We start from the raw sequence: 20,018 nt of genomic DNA, 5'->3' as shown, positions 1-20,018 counted from the left end.
CATGCGAGAGAAGCCCGTGAAGCACCTGTCCCGCCGCTCCCTGCTGCGCGCGACGGCCGCCGGCGCGGGTGCCGCCGCGCTCGCCGGCTGCGGAGTGCCGGCCGCCTACATCGCCCCCGGCGACCGCTCCGCGAAGGATCGTTCCGCCACCGACCGGCGGCTGTCGTTCGCCAACTGGCCGCTGTACATCGACACCGACGAGAAGCATCCCGGCCGGCGCCCCACACTGGAGGCGTTCGAGAAGCGCAGCGGCGTCTCGGTGAAGTACACCGAGGAGATCAACGACAACGACGAGTTCTTCGGGAAGATCAGCCCCGCCCTGATGAACCATCAGGACACCGGCCGCGACCTGATCGTCGTCAGCGACTGGATGTGCGCCCGCTACGTCCGCCTCGGCTGGGTGCAGGAGATGGACCGGGCCGCACAGCCGAACGTCGCCCGGAACCTCGACCCGCTGCTGCGCAAGCCGTCGTTCGACCCCGGCCGCAAGCACTCCGTGCCCTGGCAGTCCGGGATCACCGGCATCGCCTACCACCGCAAGAAGCTGGGCCGCGAGATCCGCAGCACGGCCGAGCTGTGGAAGGACGACCTGCGCGGCCGGGTCACCCTGCTGTCCGGGATGGACGAGGCGTTCACCCTGCTGATGCTGGGCGACGGCGTCGACGTCACCCGGTGGACCGCCGACGACTTCCACCGGATGACGGACCGGCTGCGCCGCCTGGTCGCCCAGCGGCACATCCGCCGGTTCACCGGCAACGACTACATCAAGGAACTGTCGTCGGGCGACGTGCTGGCCTGCCAGGCGTACTCCGGTGACATCATCCAGCTCCAGGCCGACAACCCGGACATCGCCTTCGTGGTGCCGGAGGAGGGCGCGGAGCTGTGGGCGGAGAGCCTGATGATCCCGGATCTCGCCCGGCACAAGGCGAGCGCCGAGCAGCTGATCGACCACTACTACCGGCCCGAGGTGGCGGCGGAGCTGGCCGCGGCGGTCAACTACGTCTGCCCGGTGCCCGCCGCGCGGGACGTGCTCGCCGCGTCGAAGGACAAGGAGCTCGCCGAGCTGGCGGAGAACCCGCTGGTCTTCCCGACGGACGACATGCGGAAGCGGCTGGCGACGGCGCGCGACATCACGGCGAGGGAGCGGCCGGGGTTCGCGAAGGAGTGGAACGAGATCGTCGGGCTGTGAAGGCCCCGGCCGCGCGCCGTAGGGCAGCCGGCGTCAGGCGTCCAGCAGGGCCCGTAGGGTGCCCACCCGGTTCGTCGTGATCGAGTCGACGTCGGCGGCCAGCAGGCGCCGCATGGAGCGCCGGGTGTCCGCCGTCCACGCGGAGACCAGGTAGCCGTCGGCGTGGTGCCGGGCGACCAGTTCCGGACTCACCAGCCCGAAGCGGTAGTTGAGCCAGTGCGGGCGGACCGCGGCGAGCAGGGCCGCGGGGGGCGGGTTCAGGGTGGTCCGGGTGAGGGCGATCTCCGCCTCCGGGTCGGCCCGCCGGACCTCGCGCATGGAGTCGGTGCCGCCGCAGTAGTAGACGCGGCCCGCGGCCCCCGCCGCGTGCACCTCCGCGACGGCGGCGGACGCCGCCGAGGGGTCGGGGAGGTCGACGAACAGCCGCCCGGGGCCGTCGTCCGCCAGTGCCTCCCGCAGCGTCGGCACGCCGCCGCCGGTCAGGGCGCGCAGCTCGTCGGCGGTCACCGAGGCGAGGGCGCGGTCGTGGCCCCACAGCCGGCGCAGGGTGGCGTCGTGCAGCAGGACGGGCACGCCGTCGCGGGTGAGGCGGACGTCGATCTCCACCGCCGCCGCGCCGGCCCGCCGGGCCGAGCGGATGGACGGCAGGGTGTTCTCGCGGTGGACGTACGGGTCGCCGCGGTGGGCGACGGCCTGGAAGGCGCGGGTGATCGGCATCCGCCCATTGTGGCCGGAGGGCGCGCGGTCCGCCGGACGGGCCCCGGCGGCCCGGCCGGGCGCGCGCCGCCGGTCAGCCCGCGCGGGCCGCCGTGTACGCGTCCGTGTACGCGTCGATCTCCGCGGCGAGCCGCGCCTTGCCCGCCGCGTCCATGAACGACGCCTCCACGGCGTTCTTGGCGAGGTCCGCGACGCCGCGAACGTCGAGCTCCAGCAGCCGGGCGGCGACCGCGTACTCGTTGTTCAGGTCGGTGCCGAACATCGGCGGGTCGTCGCTGTTCACGGTGACCAGGACGCCCGCGGCGACCATCTCCCGGATCGGGTGCCGCTCGATGTCGGTCACGGCCCGGGTGGCCAGGTTGGAGGTCGGGCAGACCTCCAGCGGGATGCGGTGCTCGGCGAGGTGGGCGAGCAGCCGGGGGTCCTGCGGGGCGCTGGTGCCGTGCCCGATGCGCTCGGCGCGCAGCGCGGTCAGCGCGTCCCAGATCGTCTCCGGGCCGGTGGTCTCCCCGGCGTGCGGCACGCTGTGCAGCCCGGCGGCGATGGCGCGGTCGAAGTACGGCTTGAACTGCGGGCGGGGAACGCCGATCTCGGGGCCGCCGAGGCCGAACGAGACCAGGCCGTCCGGCCGCAGGTCGCAGGCGATCCGGGCGGTCTCCTCGGCCGCGTCCAGGCCGGCCTCGCCGGGGATGTCGAAGCACCAGCGCAGCACCACGCCCAGCTCGGCCTCGGCCGCCTTGCGGGCGTCCTCGATCGCCTCGACGAAGGCCACGTCGGGGATGCCGCGCCGCACCGAGCTGAAGGGCGTGACCGTCAGCTCCGCGTAGCGGATGTTCTGCCGGGCCATGTCCCTGGCGATCTCGTAGGTGAGCAGCCGGACGTCCTCGGCGTCGCGGACGAGGTCGACGACCGAGAGGTAGACCTCGATGAAGTGCGCGAAGTCGCGGAAGGTGAAGAAGTCGGCCAGCGCCTCGGGGTCGGTGGGCACCGGGGAGTCCGGGTGCCGGGCGGCCAGTTGGGCGACGATGCGCGGGGAGGCCGAACCGACGTGGTGCACGTGCAGCTCGGCCTTGGGCAGACCGGCGATGAAGGGGTCGAGCGCTGACATGCGGGCCTCCGGGGGCTGGTCGGTCGGCGGGTGCCGATCATCGTATGCGGGGGGCCGCCGCCGCCGTTCGGGAGGCCGTAGCATGGCGGTGGAGCAGGGGAGGGTCAGTGTCCGACACGGGCAGTGCGCAGCAGGAGCCGCGGGACCGCGACCCGTGGGCGCCGCCGCCGGAGCGGGGCGTACCGCTCGACGGCGGTGGGGTCCCGCTCGGCAAGGGCCCGGACGCCGTCCGCCCGCCACGGCACGCGGCCGTGCCACCCCAGGTCCCTCCGCCGCCGGAAGGCGTCGTGCCGCCCGTCCCCCCGGCCCCGACGGGCCCCGGCACCCCGAGCGCGTGGCGGCCCTCCGCCCCCTACGGGACGCCGGCCGGTTACGCGAACGTGCCGCAGCCCGGCTCGCCGTACGGGCCGGCGTACCCGGCGTACGGCGCCGCGCCCCAGGGGCCGGGCCCTTACCCGGGCCCCGGCCCGGCGCACGCCCCGGGTCCTCCCGGCGGCTCGGGACTGCCGGCGTACTACGGGCCGATGGCGCCCATGGCGCCGGCCGTCCCCGACAACGGCTTCGGCACCGCCGCCCTCGTCCTGGGCATCGTGTCGCTCGTCCTCGCCGTCTCCGTGGTGCTGGGACTCGTCCTCGGTGTCCTCGCCGTCATATTCGGCGCGGTCGGACGGGCGAAGGCCGTCCGGGGCGTGGCGACCAACCGCGGCCAGGCCCTGGCCGGGCTGATCCTCGGGGCGCTCGGGCTGGCCGCCTCCGTCGCCGTCCTCGTCCTGGTGCTCAACACCCCGGACGACCCTTCGCACGACGACGACCACTACGTCGACGACCCCGACGTCACCGAGATCTCCGACGTGGTCTACCGGGCGTCCGGCACGTCCGGTGCCCCCGGCGGCTACGCGGCGGGCGCCTCCGGCCGGGGGCCGCTGGTGCTGCCCGCCAGCCGCTGACGCGCCTCCATCAGCGCGAAGCCCAGCAGATTGAGCCCGTTCCAGCGGGCCGGATCCGCGGCGCGCTCGTCGTCCGCGGTGAGACCCATGCCCCACACCCGGTCCAGCGGGCTGGCCTCCACCAGCACCCGGCTCCCGGTGCCGAGCAGATACTCCCGCAGCTCCGGGTGGTGGCCGAACTTGTGCACGCCGCCCTCGACGACGAGCTCGAAGCGGTGCCGCCGCCATTCCTCCTCGTCGAAGCCGCGCACCGTCCGGCCGGCGTCCTTCGCCTGCTTGGGGTGGGCCGCCGCCAGCACCCGGGCCTCGGCCTCGGCGTCGCCGAACAGCCGGGCCTTGCCCGCCATCATCCAGTGCTCCGCCGTCGCGTAGACCGTGCCGTCCACCGTGAAGGGCGACGGCCACCACTGGCTGAAGCAGCCCGGCCCCACCGAGCCGTCCCGCCGCGGCCGGTGCCCCCAGAAGAAGACGTACTTCGGACGCTCACCGCGCGTAATGGCCGCCATCAGCTCCTCGACGGTCCGCGCGCCCGCCACACCCCTGTTCACCATGTCATTCCCCGTTCCCCTCGACATGCCGACCATTCTGGCACCCCCCACTGACAACGCAGAGTGAATAGGGGGGCGGACCGGCGCACGGGGCACGGGGCGGGCAATGAGAAGATCGTCCCGTCCGGTCCGGCGGCCGATGCCGGACCGACGGCGGGCCGACGGCGACCGATGGCGCGGCGTCGGGACCGCACCGCGTGACCCTCACCCCCCGCAGCACCGAATCCGTCGAGGAGTCAAATCTCCACGACGGAATCTCTTGTTGCGGGCCGCCTCCTCTGCCAGGATCGGCGATCACATCCGTTAGGAGCGACGGCTGGGACCGCCGCGGTCCCGGCCCGAGCGGGCAGCGGAGGAGTGAGCGATGCGGCACCCGCACGGCCCGTACGCGGACATCCCCGTCCGTATGTCACTGTTATGTGCTCTACGCCCCCACATCCGATGGATCCACACCCATGACTGCAACCGCCCCGAGCGGCCCCGGCGGCAGCGGAACCGACGTCCGCCTGGCCGGGATCAGCAAGCGCTACGGCGCCTTCACGGCCGTGCACCCGCTGGACCTCTCCGTCCCCGCGGGCTCCTTCTTCGCCCTGCTCGGGGCCTCCGGCTGCGGCAAGACCACCACCCTGCGCATGATCGCCGGCCTGGAGACCCCCACCACCGGCAACGTCGTCCTCGCCGGCCGGGACGTGACCGCCCTGCCGCCGTACAAGCGCCCGGTGAACACCGTCTTCCAGAGCTACGCCCTCTTCCCGCACCTCGACATCCACGAGAACGTCGCCTTCGGCCTGCGCCGGCGCGGCGTGAAGTCGGTGCGCAAGCAGGTCGGCGAGATGCTCGACCTCGTCCAGCTCGGCGATCTGGCCCGGCGCCGGCCGCACGAGCTCTCCGGAGGCCAGCAGCAGCGCGTGGCCGTCGCCCGGGCGCTCATCAACCACCCGCAGGTGCTGCTGCTCGACGAGCCGCTGGGCGCCCTGGACCTCAAGCTCCGCCGCCAGATGCAGCTGGAGCTCAAGCGGATCCAGACCGAGGTCGGCATCACCTTCGTGCACGTCACGCACGACCAGGAGGAGGCCATGACGATGGCCGACACCGTGGCCGTCATGAACGCCGGCCGGGTGGAACAGCTCGGCGCCCCCGCCGACCTCTACGAGACCCCGCGCACCACCTTCGTCGCCAACTTCCTGGGCACCTCCAACCTCATCACCGCCGACGTCCTCGACGCCTCCGGCGACGACCTCGTGCTGCGCGCCGCCGACGGCAAGCTCGCGCTGCCCGCCGCCCGCTGCCAGGTCCCCGCACGCCCCGGTGACAAGGTCCTCGTCGGCATACGGCCGGAGAAGATCGCGCTCACCCACGCCGACGACGCCGCGACCGTTCCCGAGGGCCGCAACCGGCTGCGTGGACGCATCAGTTCCGCGAGCTTCATCGGCGTCTCCACCCAGTACCTCGTCGACTCCCCGGTCGCCACGGGCGGCACCGGTCTGTCCGTCTACGCCCAGAACGTCGACCGCGACCCCCGCCTGGTCCCCGGCGCCGAGGTGCTCCTGCACTGGAACCCCGGCCACGGCTTCGGACTGGACGCCGCGCAGCGCATCGAGGCGGGCACCGACGTGGACCTGGGGGAGGCCCCCTCATGACGACGGTCACCCCCGACACCGTCCAGGACGCCACCCCTGCCCGCCGTGGCCGGCGCGTCCCCCACTGGCTGCTCCTCCCCGGCATCCTCTGGCTGCTCGTCTTCTTCGTGGCCCCCCTCGTCTACCAGGCGTCGACCTCCGTCCAGACCGGCTCGCTGGAGGACGGCTTCCGGGTCACCTGGCACTTCGCCACCTACTGGGACGCCCTCAGCACCTACTGGCCCCAGTTCCTCCGCTCGATCGGCTACGCCACCGCCGCCACCGTGCTCTGCCTGCTGCTCGGCTACCCGCTCGCGTACCTCATCGCCTTCCGGGCCGGCCGCTGGCGCACCCTGCTGATGGTGCTGGTCATCGCGCCGTTCTTCACCAGCTTCCTGATCCGCACGCTGGCCTGGAAGACGATCCTCTCCGACGGCGGACCGGTCGTCGGCGCCCTCGACTCGCTGCACGTCCTCGGCCTGACCGACGCGCTCGGCGTCACCGAGGGGCACCGGCTCCTCGCCACCCCGCTCGCCGTCGTCTGCGGCCTCACCTACAACTTCCTGCCCTTCATGATCCTGCCGCTCTACACCTCCCTGGAACGCATCGACGGCAGGCTCCACGAAGCCGCGGGCGACCTCTACGCGGGCCCCCTCACCACGTTCCGCCGGGTGACGTTCCCGCTGTCCATGCCCGGCGTCGTGGCCGGCACGCTGCTCACCTTCATCCCGGCCGCCGGCGACTACATCAACGCCGAACTGCTCGGCTCCCCGGACCAGAAGATGATCGGCAACGTCGTCCAGTCGCAGTTCCTGCGCGTCCTCGACTACCCGACCGCCGCCGCCCTGTCCTTCCTGCTGATGGCCGTGATCCTCGCCCTGGTCACCGTCTACCTCCGCCGGGCCGGGACGGAGGACGTCGTCTGATGCGTACCGCCGCCCGCCCGCTGCACTGGCTCCGCCGCCACCTGGTGGTGATCGCCGGCCTGGGCACGCTCGCCTACCTGCTGCTGCCCAACGTCATCGTCACCGTCTTCTCGTTCAACAAGCCCGCCGGCCGCTTCAACTACGAGTGGCGGCGGTTCTCCGCGGACGCCTGGACGCACCCCTGCGACGTCGCCGGCCTCTGCGGCTCGCTCTCGCTCAGCCTCTGGATCGCCCTCTGGGCCACCGTGGGCGCCACCGTCCTCGGCACCCTCGCCGCGTTCGCCCTGGCCCGGCACCGCTTCCGGGGCCGCGGCGCGGCGAGCGGCCTGTTCTTCCTGCCGATGGCGATGCCCGAGGTGGTGATGGCCGCCTCGATGGCCACCCTCTTCCTCAACACCGGCGTCGCGTTCGGCTTCTGGACGATCCTCATCGCCCACATCACGTTCTGCCTGAGCTTCGTCGTCACGGCCGTCAAGGCCCGGGTGGCGAGCATGGACCCACGGCTCGAACAGGCCGCGCAGGACCTCTACGCCACGCCCCTCCAGACGTTCCTCCGCGTCACCCTGCCGATCGCGGCGCCCGGCATCGCGGCCGGGGCGCTGCTGTCGTTCGCGCTCTCCTTCGACGACTTCGTCATCACCAACTTCAACGCCGGTTCCACTGTGACCTTCCCCATGTACGTCTGGGGAGCCGCGCAGCGGGGCACCCCCGTTCAGATCAATGTCGTCGGCACGGCGATGTTCGCCGTCGCCGTCCTGTGCGTCCTGGCCGGACAGCTGGCCGGGCGCCGGAAGAACAGACGAAGAGGCAGCCGAAGGAGCTGAGAACATGGCCGCTCGTGCCATGAACCCTGCCCAATCACTTTCCGACACCGCTCTGCGCCCCTACTGGCTCGACGACCCCGGCCGGCCCGACCCCCGCCCCGCCCTCGTCGGCGACGAGCACTGCGACCTGCTCGTCGTCGGCGGCGGCTACTCGGGGCTCTGGACCGCCCTCAACGCCAAGGAACGCGACCCCGCCCGCGACGTCGTCCTCATCGAGGCCGAGGAGACCGGCTGGGCCGCCTCCGGCCGCAACGGCGGCTTCTGCGCCGCCTCCCTCACCCACGGCGTCGCCAACGGCCTCGCCCGCTGGCCCGGTGAACTCCTCCGCCTGGAGGAGCTCGGCCGCCGCAACCTGGACGGCATCGAGGCCGCCCTCCGCCGCCACGGCATCGACTGCGACTTCGAACGCACCGGCGAGATCGACATCGCCACGGCCCCGCACCAGGTGGCCGAACTCCGCGAGGCCGCCGAGGAGTACGCGTCCCTCGGCATCACCGGCCACGAGTACCTCGACCGCGACGCCCTGCGCGCCGAGGTCGACTCCCCGACCTTCCTCGCCGGCCTCTGGAACCGCGACGGCGTCGCCATGCTGCACCCCGCCAAGCTCGCCTGGGGCCTCAAGCGCGCCTGCCTGGAGCTGGGCGTACGGATCTACGAACACACCCCCGGCAGCGGCCTGTCCTCGCGCGGCGCCGGCGTCGCCGTCCGCACCCCCTACGGGCGGGTGTTCGCCCGGCGGGCCGCCCTCGGCACCAACGTGTACCCGTCGCTGGTCAAGCGGCTGCGCCCGTTCATCGCCCCGGTCTACGACTACGTGCTCGTCACCGAGCCGCTGACCGAGGAGCAGCTGGCGGCCGTCGGCTGGAAGCGGCGGCAGGGGCTCAGCGACTCGGCCAACCACTTCCACTACTTCCGGCTCACCGCCGACCGGCGGATCCTGTGGGGCGGCTACGACATCGTCTACCACTACGGCGGCGAGGTCCGGGCCGAGTACGACCACCACCCGGCCACCTACCAGCGGCTCGCCGAGCACTTCTTCCGCTGCTTCCCGCAGCTGGAGGGCGTCCGCTTCTCGCACGCCTGGGGCGGCGCCATCGACACCTGCTCCCGCTTCTCGGCCTTCTTCGGCACCGCGCACGGCGGCCGGGTCGCCTACGCCCTCGGCTACACCGGGCTCGGCGTGGGGGCCACCCGGTTCGGCGCCGACGTGATGCTCGACCTGCTGGCGGGGGAGCGGACGGAGCGCACCGAGCTGGAGATGGTCCGCAGCAGACCGCTGCCCTTCCCGCCGGAGCCGGTGCGGTCGGTGGGCATCGGCATCACCCAGTGGTCCATGACCCGGGCCGACGAGAACGGCGGGCGCCGCAACCTCTGGCTCAAGGCCATGGACAAGGTCGGGCTCGGCTTCGACAGCTGACGCCGGCCGACCCTTCGCCCGGCGGACCCGGTCGGGGGAATCCCGCCGGACCCGCGTAACGGCCGCCCGGCCGCCCCCTCTCCCTCGTGGACGCACCCACGCGACACGGAGGAGGACGGCGTATGAGCGGCGGTACGGGGAGGACGAGCGCGGTGGACTGGCTGGCGGCGGCCGCGCCCGATCCCGCGAGCTGCCGGTGGGAGTGGGAGCGCAATCCCTTCGGGATCACCCTGCTGCCCGCCGGTCGGCTCTGGGACGTCCTCATTCTTCCCGGCGGCCTCGGCCGCCCCACGGTGGACGTCCTGGCCGAGCGCGCCGGCCGGCCCGGGCCCGTCCTCGCCGACGAACGGGCGGGCCGGATCGGCTTCCTGGTCCCGCCCGGGACGGCGGCCCGGTGGCTGGCGACCGGGGTGCGCGGCGCCGGGCCCGGCACCTGGATCGTGGTGCCGCACCCGGTCCGCAACGCCTCCCTCGTCCGCTGGCTGGTGCCGCCCGACGGGTCGGGGGCGCTCACCGATCCGGTGGTGCTGGAGCTCTCCCTGCACGAGGCCGCCGCCCGGCTCGCCCGCGGCTGAGCGCCCGGGACAGGCACCACAGCACGAGCGCCGCCAGGCACCAGGAGCCCAGGACGTCCAGCGGCCAGTGGTAGCCGCGGTGGACGAGCGCCGCCCCCACCGCCGCGTTCAGCAGCACGTACCCGGCGGCGGCGCGGCGGGAGCGGGTGAGCAGCAGCAGCGCGGCGCCGTAGGCCACGGCGGCGGTGGCGGCGTGGCCGGAGGGGAAGAAGCCGTCGTGCGGGCCGGCCCCCATCGCGGGCGGGCCCGGGCGGTCCACGAGCGTCTTGAGGGGGACGACCAGGGCGGGCACCGCCGCCATGGCGAGGGCGGCGGCCAGGGCGTGCGACCACGGCCGGCCGCGCCGCAGGACCGCCCACAGCGCCGCGGCGACCAGCACGGGTACGGCGACGGAGGCGTTGCCGAGATCGGCGAGGAACCCGGTGACCGCCCGCGGGAACGCGGCACCGGCGACGGCGCGCCCGACCCGCTCGTCGAGCGCGCGCAGCGGGCCGTGCCCGGCGACCTGCCAGGTGACCAGGGCGAACAGGACGGCGGAGAGCGCTGGGAGGAGGACCCTCCGGAGCGGGGACGGCCGAAGGGCCGGCGGCTCCGGAACAGGGGGGGAGGTTCCGAGGCCGCCGGCCTGGTCGGCGTGCCGCTCGCCCCGGGGGGTGTGGAACGGGCGGCCGTCCGATCGGTGAGGAGTCCCGGGGCCCGCTCCTGCCGCGGCCCCGGTCGCGTGCGCGGTGGCACGGCCGCGCCGGCACTGGGGACGTACCGGCGGGGCGTCGTCCGCAGTCCCCTGCGGACGGGGTGTCTCACTCATCTGCAGAAACCGTACGGCAGGGCGGGCGGCGGACGGTAGCCGTGTCACCCGTCCACCACCCGCCCCGCACAGGTTCTTCACGGGCGCCCGTGCAGACGCCCGCGCACGCCGGATCGGAAGGACCGGACCGGCGGATCAGAGCTGCCCGAAGGCCGCCTCGATGATGTCCAGACCCTCGTTGAGCAGGTCCTCGCCGATGACCAGCGGCGGCAGGAAGCGCAGCACGTTGCCGTAGGTGCCGCAGGTCAGCACCAGCAGGCCCTCGGCGTGGCACGCCTTGGCCAGGGCACCGGCCGCCTCCGGGGCGGGGGCCTTGGTCTCCGGGTCCTTGACCAGCTCGATCGCGATCATCGCACCGCGGCCGCGGATGTCCCCGATGACCGGGAACTTCTCCTGCATGACCGCGAGGCGGGCCTTCATGACCTCCTCGATGCGCTTCGCCTTCGCGTTGAGGTCCAGCTCGCGCATGGTCTCGATCGCGCCGAGCGCGGCGGCGCACGCCACCGGGTTGCCGCCGTAGGTGCCGCCCAGGCCGCCCGCGTGCGCCGAGTCCATGATCTCCGCGCGGCCGGTGACCGCGGCCAGCGGCATACCGCCCGCGATGCCCTTGGCGGTGGTGATCAGGTCCGGGACGACGCCCTCGTCCTCACAGGCGAACCACTGGCCGGTGCGGCAGAAGCCGGACTGGATCTCGTCCGCCACGAAGACGATGCCGTTGTCGTTGGCGAACTTCACGATCGCCGGCAGGAAGCCCTTGGCCGGCTCGATGAAACCGCCCTCGCCGAGCACCGGCTCGATGATGATCGCGGCCACGTTCTCCGCGCCGACCTGCTTGGTGATCTGGTCGATGGCCTGCGCCGCGGCCTCGGGGCCGCAGTTCTCCGGGCCGGTCGGCCAGCGGTAGCCGTAGGCCACCGGCACCCGGTAGACCTCGGGGGCGAACGGGCCGAAGCCGTGCTTGTACGGCATGTTCTTGGCCGTCAGCGCCATCGTCAGGTTGGTGCGGCCGTGGTAGCCGTGGTCGAAGACGACGACCGCCTGGCGCTTGGTGTACGCGCGGGCGATCTTCACTGCGTTCTCGACGGCCTCGGCGCCCGAGTTGAACAGCGCCGACTTCTTGGCGTGGTCGCCCGGCGTCAGCTCGGCGAGCCGCTCGCAGACCTCCACGTACCCCTCGTAGGGGGTGACCATGAAGCAGGTGTGGGTGAAGTTCGCCAGCTGGGCCGACGCCCGGCGGACCACGGCCTCGGCGCTGGCGCCCACCGACGTCACGGCGATGCCCGAACCGAAGTCGATCAGCGAGTTGCCGTCCACGTCCTCGATCACGCCGCCGCCCGCGCGGGTCGTGAACACCGGCAGCACCGAGCCGACGCCCCCGGCGACCGTCGCCGTGCGACGCGCCTGGAGCTCCAGCGACTTCGGGCCGGGGATGGCGGTGACGACGCGGCGCTCCTGGGGGAGGGCCGAGCCTCCGGTCAGTGCGGTCATGGTGGGCTCCCGGGGGAAGAACGCGGACTTTTGACCGCAGGCTAAGGGCGGGCCGACGGGCCCGGCATGTTCCGTTCGGGAGAAGTACGGGCGCGCCGTTGTCCGGACGGTACATGGCGAGACGGGCCGTGTCGGCCGCCCTGCCGCCCGCGGCCGCCCCCGCCGGACCGGGCGGTGCCGCCTCCGGGACCACCCCGAGTCAGCCCCGAGACGACCCGGAGTCACCCCGGAACTCCACCCGGAGACGCTGAACTCCCCGCTCAGGGCCGCTAGATTGGCCACGCGACGTCGGTCCGGCCGCAGCCGGGCCGTACGCCGGGCAGGCAGCAGCAGTGGTGGCAGTGGCAGGACCGGCCGGCGGGGGCAAGGGGCAGCGATGGCGACCGAGGACACGTACGGGGACGCGTACGGCGCGCCTCCCTTCCACGGCGGACGGGCGGCCCGGCCCGTCCCGCCGGCACCGCGCCGGCCGCCGGCGCCCGCGCCGGACGAGGCCGAGCACCCGTTCCTGGCCTGGCTGCGCACCCCCAGACCGGCCGCCCAGCCCGGCGTCTGGCGCTTCGGCCACCGCCCCAAGCCGCCGGAGGAGCCCGGCCGCACCCCCGGCCGGCAGCTCCTCGGCGGCGCGGTGATCTCGATGCTGTGCGGCTGGCTCGTCTGGTCCCTGCTGTGGCACGGCTACTTCGGCCCGTACTGGAAGTGGCCGCTGAAGGCGCTGGTCCCCGGCGACTGGGACGAGCTGTCCCGCGAGTGGATGCTGTCCTCCTACGTCTACTACGCCCTATGGTTCTGCGGCCTGGGCGTCCTCTTCGCCCGCATCGGCCGCGTCCCCGAGCTGTGGCGCCGCCACGGCCGCCCCGCCTGGTCCTCCCTCAAGCGCCGGACGGGCCTCCGGCTGCCCCCCGCCCTGCTCCCCGAGCGGCCCGACCGCATCCCCCGGCCGCTGCTCGTCCGCCGCGCCGCCCTCGCCCTGGCCGGCGCGGTCGTCGCCTGGGAGCTCTGCTACGACGTGTTCGGCGAGATCTGGCTGTGGCCGCTGATGCGGGTCATCCCGGTCTCCTGGATGCAGCCGCCGATGTTCTTCTACGCCAGCTACGCCTACTACACCCTCTTCATCGCCCTCTTCCTCACCCTCGCTGCCCGGTTCGGCTGCTGGGGCGAGCTCTGGCGCCGGTACACGGCCCCCGACCGGCCGCCCCGGCTCCCCGGCCGGCCGGCCGGGACCGTCGCCCCCGCTCCCGACGAGGACCCGGCCGACTGGCCCCGGCTGCGCGCCGAGGGCGCCCCCGACGCCGCCGAGCGGCTCGCCGCGGACGCCCGCCGGGGCCTGATGAACGACGTGGACCGGGCCCGGATCGAACGCGCCTGGGAGGCCGTCCGCAACCGGCCCGAGTGGCGGCCCGCCTTCACCGACGCCGTGCTGCGGGCCGGCGCCGCCGCCTGCGCCCACCCCTCCGGCGCCCGTGACCTGCCCGTCCGGGCCGCCCGGCACGACCTGGTCACCGGGCAGGTCCGGATCGGCACCGCCGCCGAGGACCGGCGCAATCCCTACGACCACCGGGGCGTCGGCTGGGCGCTGGAGCCCGGCCTGCTCGGCACCTCCCTGCTCGCCGTCGGCCCGCCCGGCTGCGGCAAGACCGCCGGCCTGGTCCGGCCGGTGCTGGAGTCGCTGTGCCTCCAGGCCCTCGCCGGGCGCGCCGCCGTCGTCGCCGTCGGGGCCGCGGGCACCGGCCTGGCGCCCGACGAGGCGTTCGACGTGGTGATCCGCATCGGCCGGCCGGACTCCGCCTACGACCTGGACCTGTACGGCGGCACCGAGGACCCCGACGAGGCCGCGGCGATCCTCGCCGAGGGGCTGGTCGGCGACCTCGCCGCCGGGCTCCCCGGCGGGGACGGCCGCCGCGCGGCCACCGCCCTCGCCCAGATCCTCGGCCCGTACCACGGCGCCCACGGCCGCTTCCCGTCCGTCCAGGAGCTGCGGGAGCTGCTCGACGGCTCGCCCACGGCGCTCGACGCGCTCCGCGACCGGCTCGCGGTCACCGGCCAGGAAGCGCTGGCCCGTGAACTGGACGCCCGTGAGCGGCAGGCGCGGCGGCCCGGCGACCCGGCGCCGATGCTCGCCGACCGCGTCGCGCTGCTCGACCGCCCGGCCTTCGCGGGCTTCTTCGACACCGGCGACCCCCGGCGCACCTTCTCCCTCCGCACCCTCGAACACCCGCTGCGGGTCCGGATCGACCTGCCGGAGCGCGGGCACGCGGAAGCGTCCCGGATGCTGGCCCGGCTGATCCTCGCCCAGTTCACCGAGTCCGCCGCCGCCCGCGCCGACCGCTCCCTCTTCGCCTGCCTGGTGCTCGACGACGCCACCCACACGGTGACGGCCGAGTCGGTGCGCGGCCTCCAGCGGCTGCGCTCGGCGCACGCCGGCGCCGTCCTCACCCTCCGCACGCTCGACGACGTGCCCGAGGCGCTGCGCAGCGCCCTGCTCGGCACCGTCGGCTGCCGGATGGCCTTCTCCGGCGTGACCACCTGGGACGGCGCGCGGTTCGCCGAGGTCTGGGGGAAGGAGTGGGTGGAGACCCGCGACGTCACCGACCGCCAGATCATCGCCCACGAACCGCTCACCCGCGCCCTGCACGTGCTGCGCCGGGTGGTCACCGGCCGCGCGGTCACCGCCCAGTCGGTCACCGTGCGCACGGTGGAGCGCGAGCGCTGGTCGGCCTCCGAGCTGGCGCACGGGGTGCCGCCGGGGCACGCGGTGCTGTCGGTGACGTCGGTACGGGGGGTGATGACACCGCCGGTGCTGGTGAACCTGCGGGACTGAGGGCGGCCCTTCGCGAGACCGCGCCCTGTGCTCCACTGAGGGAGAATCGGTCACAGCAGTTCATACGGGACGGCCCGATCGCCGTGCCGTCCCGCGCCGCTTCGTCGAAGCCGCCCACCCGAAGGTGCCATGCCCCCCACGCTCGCCTCGCTCGTCCACCACTCCTCCCTCAAGCTCACCGTTCTCGCGGGCCGGGAGCGGCTGGACACCCCCGTCCGCTGGGCGCACGTCAGCGAACTGGCGGACCCGGTGCCCTGGATGGAGGGCGGCGAACTGCTGCTGATCACCGCCATGAAGATCGACGCGGCGGACCCGGACACCGTGCGCCCCTACGTCAGGCGGCTGGTCCGGGCGGGCGTCGTCGGCCTGGGGTTCGCCGTCGGCGTCAACTACGAGCAGGTGCCGCCCGCCCTCGTCGAGGCCGCGGAGGAAGCGGGGCTTCCGCTGCTGGAGGTGCCCCGGCGCACCCCCTTCATCGCCATCAGCAAGGCCGTCTCGGCCGCCATCGCCGCCGAGCAGTACCGGGCGGTCACCGCGGGCTTCGCGGCCCAGCGGGAGCTGACCCGCGCCGCCCTCGGCCCCGACGGCCCGGCCGGGCTGCTCGTCCGGCTCGCCGCGTACCTCGACGGCTGGGCCGCCCTGTACGACGCGTCCGGCGCGGTCGTCGCCGCGGCCCCCGACTGGGCGGCCCGGCGCGCCGCCCGCTTCGGCCCGGACGTCGAGCGGCTGCGCGGCCGGCCCGCGCCCGCCAGCGCCGTCGTCGCACCGGAGGAGGGCGACGACCGGGTCGAGCTCCAGTCCCTCGGCACCGGCCGGCGCGCCCGAGGTGTCCTCGCCGTCGGCACCGGGGCACCGCTCGGCACCTCCGAGCGGTACGCCGTCCACTCGGCCGTCGCCCTGCTCACCCTCGCCACCGAGCGCTCCCGCGCCCTCCAGGCCGCCGAGCAGCGACTGGGCGCGGCGGTGCTGCGGATGCTGCTGTCCGGCGAGGCGGACCACGCGCGGGCCGTCGCCGGGGAGCTCTACGGGACCCTGCTCGACCGGCCCTTCCGGGTCCTCGTCGCCGAGCCCGTGCCCGCCGACGACGCCGGTCCGGACGCCGGCGACCCGCTCGCCGCCCTCGCCGACGCGGCGGAGGCGGCGGCCAGCAGGGCGGCGGAGCCGGTGCTCGCCGTGCCGGAGGCCGGGCGGCTGGTGCTACTGGCTCCCGACGGGGGAGCGGCGGCCACCGCCTGTGCGGAAGCCGTGCGGGAGGAGGCTTCCGGTGTCGCGCTCGGGCTGTCCGCCCCGGCCCTGCCCGGCGCCACCGCCGCCGCCCTCCGCCAGGCCGAACAGGCCCTGTCCGTCGCCCGGCGCCGGGGGCGTCCCCTCGTCGAGCACGAGGACGTCGCCGCCGGATCCGTTCTGCCACTGCTCGGCGACGACGCGGTGCGGGCGTTCGCCGACGGGCTGCTGCGGGCGCTGCGGGCGCATGACGCGACCGGGCGGGGGGATCTCGTCGCCTCGCTGCGGGCGTGGCTCGCGCGGCATGGGCAGTGGGATGCGGCGGCTGCTGATCTGGGGGTGCATCGGCATACGTTGCGGTATCGCATGCGGCGGGTGGAGGAGATTCTGGGGCGGTCGCTGGATGATCCCGATGTGCGGATGGAGTTGTGGCTGGCGCTCAAGGCTTCGCCGGGGGCGGGGGAGTAGGCCCCAGCCCCACCCCTTCGCCGTTTCCTGGGGCTGCGCCCCAGACCCCGCTTGTCGCGGCTTCGCCGCTCGTCCTCAAACTCCCCCAGAGGGGGGACCCCCAACGGGCTGAATAGGGCGCCCACTCCAGCCCGTCCGGCGTTTGAGGACAACCGCGCGGAGCGCGGTTTCGGGGGTGCGGGGGCTTGCCCCCGCAAGAAACGGTGAAAGGGCGGGACCGGGGCACCCCACCGCGCCGATCCGGCGCGCCCACCGCGCTCACCGCTCCACTGCGGACAAACCGCGCCCGTCGACCCGCCCCCTACCGTGGGGGAGCGAATCAACCACCCCCACTTCGGAAGGGCCGGACCCGTGACCGACACCGCCCCGCACGCGTTCTGGCTGGCCGGCCGCAAGGCCACCGGCGAGGAGACCTTCGACGTCACGAACTCCTGGGACGGCCGCCTGGTCGGCACCGTGAGCGTGCCCACCGAGGCGCAGGTGGAGGAGGCCGTGGCCGCCGCGCACGCCGTGCGCGAGGAGTTCGCGGGGACCCCCGCGCACGTCCGTACGGCCGCCCTCGACCACGTCGCCAAGCGGCTGGCCGAGCGCACGGAGGAGATCGCCCAGCTGATCTCGGCCGAGAACGGCAAGCCCATCAAGTGGGCGCGCGGTGAGGTCGGCCGTGCCGTCTCCGTCTTCCGGTGGGCCGCCGAGGAGGCGCGCCGCTTCAACGCGGGTGACGCGCAGCGGCTGGACACCGACCCCGGTTCCACGGGCCGCCTGGCCCTCACCCGCCGCTTCCCGCGCGGCGTCGTGCTCGGCATCGCGCCGTTCAACTTCCCGCTGAACCTGGCCGCGCACAAGGTCGCGCCCGCCATCGCGGTCGGTGCGCCGATCATCCTCAAGCCGGCCCCGGCGACCCCGCTGTCCTCGCTGGTCCTCGGCGAGCTGCTGGCCGAGACGGAGCTGCCGGCCGGTTCCTGGAGCGTCCTGACCGTTCCCAACGACCGTATGCCGGCCCTCGTCCAGGACGAGCGGCTGCCGGTGATCTCGTTCACCGGTTCCGGTCCGGTCGGCTGGTCCATCCTGGACTCCGCGCCGCGCAAGCACGTCACCCTGGAGCTGGGCGGCAACGGCGCGGCCGTCGTCCTGGCGGACTGGTCCTCCGAGGCGGACCTGGACTGGGCGGCGCAGCGCATCGCCACCTTCTCCAACTACCAGGGCGGCCAGTCCTGCATCTCGGTGCAGCGCGTCATCGCCGACGCGTCGCTGTACGAGCGCCTGGTGCCCAAGGTCGTCGCGGCCGTCGAGGCCCAGGTGACCGGCGACCCGTCGGACGCGGCCACCGACGTCGGCCCGCTGGTCAGCGAGGACGCCGCGAAGCGCGTCGAGTCCTGGGTGGACGAGGCCGTCGCCGCGGGCGCGAAGCTGCTCGCCGGCGGCAAGCGCGAGGGCGCCACCTACGCCCCGACCGTGCTCGCCGACGTCCCCGCCGGTGTGACCATCGCCTGCGAGGAGGTCTTCGGACCGGTGCTGACCCTCTCCAAGGCCGACGGCGAGGAGGCCGCCTTCGCGGCCGTCAACGACTCGCCCTACGGCCTCCAGGCGGGCGTCTTCACCCACGACCTCCAGACCGCCTTCCGCGCCCACCGCGCGCTGGAGACCGGCGGCGTGGTCATCGGCGACGTCCCGTCGTACCGCGCCGACCAGATGCCGTACGGCGGCGCCAAGCAGTCCGGCGTGGGCCGCGAGGGCGTGCGCTACGCCATGGACGACTACACCTACGACCGGGTGCTGGTCCTGACCGGCCTGGCTCTCTGAGCACGTCAGTGCGCTCCGGGCCCGTGGCCCGGAGCGCACTGTGCCCCCGTGCTGCCGGCACGTTCCCCCGATTTCCCCCGTGAAGCCCCGGGGTGCCGACGGGAACGACTCTAGGGACCCGGCGGGCGGGACCCATCCCCTCGCCGGTTGAATCCCGGGTCAACCCCTGCGGTATCCGAGCCCTTTCCCTCCACCCGGCGCGGCAGGCGGCACTGCCCGCGCCCGGCCGATGCCGGACCGCGTGCCGCGCGGGTACGCTGCGGCGGTGCGGACGGCAGGGGCGGCAGCGGCGCGGTCGCGCGCGTGGATACGGACGCTGGAACGGCGGTCCGCGGCCTGGCCGTTGTGGGTGCGGGACGCGCCGCTGGCACTGTGCTGCACCGCGGCCACCGTGGTCTACGTCAGCACGCCGTCGCCCGCGAACGACCTCTGGGAGCGGCCCGACGCCCTGGCCTACGCGCTGATCTGCGTCATCAACCTGAGCCTGGCCGCCCGCCGGCTGGCGCCCGTCCTCACGTTCGCCCTGACCAGCACCTTGTGGATGGTGTTCGTCGCCGCCGGATACTGGCCGATCGTCAACAGCCTCTGCCCGATGGTGACGCTGTACGCGGTCGCGGCGAGCCGCCCCGCGCCGGTGGCCATGGTCTGTGGCGTCTGCTGCGCCGGATGCGCGGTGCTCTCCTCGCTGCTCGGCGACACCGGCGACCTGGTGACGACGGTCGCCCAGGCCGCGGTGATGCTCCTCATCATCCTGAAGTTCGGGGGCAACGCGCGCCAGCTCGCCCAGCGCAACGCCGACCTCTCCGACCTGGCGGCCCAGCTCCGCCGGGAGCGCGAGGAGAACGCCCGCCGCGCCGTCGCCGAGGAGCGGGTCCGCATCGCCCGGGAGCTGCACGACGTGGTCGCCCACCACATGTCCGTGGTGTCGGTGCAGGCCGGGCTCGCCCGCTACGTCTTCACCAGCGATCCGGCCACCGCCCGGGACGCGTTGGGCACGATATCGGCCAGCAGCGGGGAGGCGCTGGAGGAGATGCGCCGGCTGCTGGCCGTGCTCCGGGTCGGCCCGGAGGGCGGGGACGAGAGCGGCCACCCGGAAGGCGACTGCCCGTACCACCCGATGCCCGGCCTCGACCGGCTGGAGGCGACCGTGGAGCGGATGCGGTCGGTCGGCGTCCGGGTGGACCTGGAGGTCACGGGGGAGCGGCGGCCTCTGGCGGCCGGCCCCGACCTGTGCGCGTACCGCGTGGTCCAGGAGGCGCTGACCAACATCATCAAGCACGCGGGCGCCGCCCGCGCGGTGGTCCGCGTCGCGTTCCGCCCGCACGAACTGGAACTGAGCGTCACCGATGACGGCCGGCCCTCGCCCCGGCGCCGACGAAACGTTCCGGCCAACCCGGTGCCGTCCGGCGGACACGGATTGATCGGCATGCGCGAGCGCGCCAGGATCTACGGGGGAAGACTCGCGGCCGGCCCGCGGGCGGACGGCGGCTTCGAGGTCCGGCTGACGCTTCCCCTCCAGTGACCGGCGGGGGCGGT

General features: G+C 74.4%; 16 protein-coding genes. 11 read left to right on the top strand and 5 right to left on the bottom strand.

All coding sequences use genetic code 11. From position 1 onward, the window contains the following. The first annotated feature begins 1 nt into the window (after position 1). Positions 2–1,189: a spermidine/putrescine ABC transporter substrate-binding protein gene (locus ACH4PU_RS00170; protein ID WP_398263979.1), complete on the top strand. Its 1,188-nt coding sequence runs from the start codon at positions 2–4 to the stop codon at positions 1,187–1,189. A 33-nt stretch (positions 1,190–1,222) separates the two neighbouring features. On the opposite strand, the gene ACH4PU_RS00165 is transcribed toward ACH4PU_RS00170, so the two are convergent. Further along, entirely contained in the window at positions 1,223–1,906 is a 684-nt protein-coding gene (locus ACH4PU_RS00165) for a glycerophosphodiester phosphodiesterase (protein ID WP_398263977.1), read from the bottom strand. A gap of 73 nt (positions 1,907–1,979) precedes the next feature. Beyond that, positions 1,980–3,014 carry an adenosine deaminase gene (locus ACH4PU_RS00160; protein ID WP_398263975.1) on the bottom strand — a complete coding sequence of 345 codons (1,035 nt, stop codon included), beginning with the start codon at positions 3,012–3,014 and terminating at the stop codon, positions 1,980–1,982. 107 nt (positions 3,015–3,121) lie between these two features. Here ACH4PU_RS00160 and ACH4PU_RS00155 point away from each other — a divergent pair, with 107 nt between their 5' ends. Continuing rightward, positions 3,122–3,961 (top strand): DUF4190 domain-containing protein, encoded by an 840-nt coding sequence (locus tag ACH4PU_RS00155; RefSeq protein ID WP_398263973.1) that lies wholly within the window; start codon positions 3,122–3,124, stop codon positions 3,959–3,961. Here ACH4PU_RS00155 and ACH4PU_RS00150 read toward each other — a convergent pair. Then, positions 3,907–4,512, bottom strand: coding sequence for an NADAR family protein (locus tag ACH4PU_RS00150; RefSeq protein WP_398263971.1), 606 nt, complete (start codon positions 4,510–4,512; stop codon positions 3,907–3,909). The genes ACH4PU_RS00155 and ACH4PU_RS00150 overlap by 55 nt on opposite strands. A 452-nt stretch (positions 4,513–4,964) precedes the next feature. Between ACH4PU_RS00150 and ACH4PU_RS00145 the strand changes: the two genes are divergently transcribed. From ACH4PU_RS00145 to ACH4PU_RS00125, 5 genes are all read left to right on the top strand, one after another. Continuing rightward, positions 4,965–6,149, top strand: a complete 1,185-nt coding sequence (locus tag ACH4PU_RS00145) for an ABC transporter ATP-binding protein (RefSeq protein WP_398263969.1) — start codon at positions 4,965–4,967, stop codon at positions 6,147–6,149. Continuing rightward, positions 6,146–7,054 (top strand): ABC transporter permease, encoded by a 909-nt coding sequence (locus ACH4PU_RS00140; RefSeq protein ID WP_398263967.1) that lies wholly within the window; start codon positions 6,146–6,148, stop codon positions 7,052–7,054. The genes ACH4PU_RS00145 and ACH4PU_RS00140 overlap by 4 nt, the downstream gene beginning before the upstream one ends. Beyond that, positions 7,054–7,878 (top strand): ABC transporter permease, encoded by an 825-nt coding sequence (locus ACH4PU_RS00135; RefSeq protein WP_398263965.1) that lies wholly within the window; start codon positions 7,054–7,056, stop codon positions 7,876–7,878. The genes ACH4PU_RS00140 and ACH4PU_RS00135 overlap by 1 nt, the downstream gene beginning before the upstream one ends. 4 nt (positions 7,879–7,882) lie before the next feature. Continuing rightward, complete coding sequence (locus tag ACH4PU_RS00130; protein WP_398263963.1) at positions 7,883–9,295, top strand: NAD(P)/FAD-dependent oxidoreductase; 1,413 nt, start codon at positions 7,883–7,885, stop codon at positions 9,293–9,295. 122 nt (positions 9,296–9,417) lie between these two features. Then, positions 9,418–9,870: a hypothetical protein gene (locus ACH4PU_RS00125; protein WP_398263961.1), complete on the top strand. Its 453-nt coding sequence runs from the start codon at positions 9,418–9,420 to the stop codon at positions 9,868–9,870. Here the strand turns inward: ACH4PU_RS00125 and ACH4PU_RS00120 are convergent. Both ACH4PU_RS00120 and gabT read right to left on the bottom strand, forming a co-directional pair. Then, positions 9,806–10,678: a phosphatase PAP2 family protein gene (locus tag ACH4PU_RS00120; RefSeq protein WP_398263959.1), complete on the bottom strand. Its 873-nt coding sequence runs from the start codon at positions 10,676–10,678 to the stop codon at positions 9,806–9,808. The genes ACH4PU_RS00125 and ACH4PU_RS00120 overlap by 65 nt on opposite strands. Positions 10,679–10,813: 135 nt before the next feature. After that, on the bottom strand, positions 10,814–12,166 hold the full coding sequence (gabT, locus tag ACH4PU_RS00115) for a 4-aminobutyrate--2-oxoglutarate transaminase (protein ID WP_185946118.1): 1,353 nt from the start codon (positions 12,164–12,166) through the stop codon (positions 10,814–10,816). A 376-nt stretch (positions 12,167–12,542) separates the two neighbouring features. On the opposite strand from gabT, the gene ACH4PU_RS00110 reads away from it, so the two are divergent. The 4 genes from ACH4PU_RS00110 (at position 12,543) to ACH4PU_RS00095 (ending at position 20,004) form a co-directional block, all read left to right on the top strand. After that, complete coding sequence (locus ACH4PU_RS00110; protein ID WP_398263956.1) at positions 12,543–14,987, top strand: ATP/GTP-binding protein; 2,445 nt, start codon at positions 12,543–12,545, stop codon at positions 14,985–14,987. A 129-nt stretch (positions 14,988–15,116) separates the two neighbouring features. Continuing rightward, a complete protein-coding gene (locus ACH4PU_RS00105; protein ID WP_398263954.1) occupies positions 15,117–16,679 on the top strand; it encodes a PucR family transcriptional regulator in 1,563 nt (520 codons plus the stop codon). 351 nt (positions 16,680–17,030) lie between these two features. Further along, the gene (locus tag ACH4PU_RS00100) at positions 17,031–18,482 is read left to right on the top strand and encodes an aldehyde dehydrogenase family protein (protein ID WP_398263952.1); all 1,452 of its coding nucleotides are present in this window, start codon (positions 17,031–17,033) and stop codon (positions 18,480–18,482) included. A gap of 265 nt (positions 18,483–18,747) precedes the next feature. Then, on the top strand, positions 18,748–20,004 hold the full coding sequence (locus tag ACH4PU_RS00095; protein ID WP_398263950.1) for a sensor histidine kinase: 1,257 nt from the start codon (positions 18,748–18,750) through the stop codon (positions 20,002–20,004). Positions 20,005–20,018: the final 14 nt, after the last annotated feature.

Source organism: Streptomyces sp. NPDC021100, assembly GCF_044333095.1.
GTDB lineage: Bacteria > Actinomycetota > Actinomycetes > Streptomycetales > Streptomycetaceae > Streptomyces.
The sequence above is the reverse complement of the archived record's forward strand: the minus strand, read 5'-3'. Positions and strand labels throughout refer to the sequence as shown.